Annotated in this window: 2 protein-coding genes; both read right to left on the reverse strand. The window is 28.3% G+C overall.

Going from position 1 to position 1,414, the window contains the following annotated elements; all coding sequences use genetic code 11:
• Positions 1-83: 83 nt before the first annotated feature.
• Complete coding sequence (locus tag AVBRAN12637_RS09650) at positions 84-632, reverse strand: hypothetical protein (protein WP_239803609.1); 549 nt, start codon at positions 630-632, stop codon at positions 84-86.
• 107 nt (positions 633-739) lie between these two features.
• Positions 740-1,414, reverse strand: a 675-nt coding sequence (locus AVBRAN12637_RS09655; protein WP_284444078.1) for a molybdopterin dinucleotide binding domain-containing protein, incomplete at its 5' end; no start/stop codon positions are given.

Genomic DNA, 1,414 nt, shown 5'->3' on the forward strand with positions numbered 1-1,414 from the left:
AAAAAACACTCAAAAGGAATTTAAAAACAAACTTTTAAATTCCTTAATCTTTTTTAGTATTTACTTACACTTTTAAAGCATACTCACTCATCATCACCAGGAGCTACTCTTTGTAAGTATTTTACTACTTGATAGTATTCATTCTCATCTAAACTTGCATTATCTTGCATAGATTTAATTGTGCTTGGCCATACATTTTTACTAAACTCATCATAAGCATGTAAAGCATGGCATATACCACATCTTTCTTCAAATAATGCCTTACCATCTTCTATAATATCTTTATTTGTAATCTTAGTATTATCAACGCTAGCTACTATCTCTACTACTTCCCAAGTATTATCATAATCATCTACTTTAGTTCCTATTACTTTAACAGCATTAGCATCATCAAGATTTACGCTATTTGATAAGACACCTAAAGTATCATAAATAGCTTTTCCACCTTTAGGACGATAGCCTGTAAGTTTTATCTCACTTTTATTATTATCATTTTTAACTATATCAAACTTAGTTCCTATAATAATTGTTCCTATTGTTTTATTATTAATACTTAAAGGAGTGTTTTCTAAAGCATAATTATTAGCTAATAATGAGCTTGTAATTAAACTTAATAATATTAGTTTTTTCATTTTTTATTATCCTTATAAATGTTTTTATACTTATTATTATTTGTTTTTATTACTTATCTTAATAAGTATTTTTAAAGCCTAAAATATACTTTTAGGCTTTATTTAATTTATGCTTTAAACTTTGGTTGTCTAAATAAATCAAGTGCTGGAATTTCTTTAGTATATTTTTCTATTTCTACTAAAGCAGTTGCTTGATTACCACAAGCAAGTTTGCTACTTGGAATATCAGCTATAAGCACATTTACATCTCCGTGTAAGCATAAGCCTTTTTTATTAGGATTATACCAAGAGCCTTCTTGCATTCTAATTACGCCAGGTTTAACATATTCAGTTACTAAAACACCACCTAGTATTTCCCCTCTATCATTAAATATACGAACTATATCTCCATTTTTAATACCACGAGCTTTTGCATCAATTGGATTCATCCATAAGCTTTCTTTTCCTTCTACTTCTTCAAAATCTCTTAAAAAAGTATTATTAAGTTGTGAGTGTAATCTATACTTTGGATGTGGAGTGATTAGATTTAATTTATATTTTTTAGCATTTCCTAAATATTCAGCTGGTTCATAAAATTGAACTAAGCCTTTGCAATCATCATAGCCAAACTTATCAATCTTTTTAGAAAATATCTCTATCTTACCACTTGGAGTTCCTAATCTATTAGTAATTGGGTCATCTCTAAAATCTTTCATTTTTACGAAATTCTTAGCTTCTTCAGGAGCTTTAAATTCTACATAGCCTTTAGCCCAGAACTCATCAAAGGTTGGCATTGATAGGCC

Origin of the sequence: Campylobacter sp. RM12637, assembly GCF_020137645.1 — a bacterium.
Classification (GTDB): Bacteria; Campylobacterota; Campylobacteria; order Campylobacterales; family Campylobacteraceae; genus Campylobacter_E.

What these genes read in the sequence shown, in the direction of transcription:
- AVBRAN12637_RS09650 (WP_239803609.1), bottom strand. Translation starts at nt 632, where the DNA reads ATGAAAAAACTAATATTATTAAGTTTAATTACAAGCTCATTATTAGCT.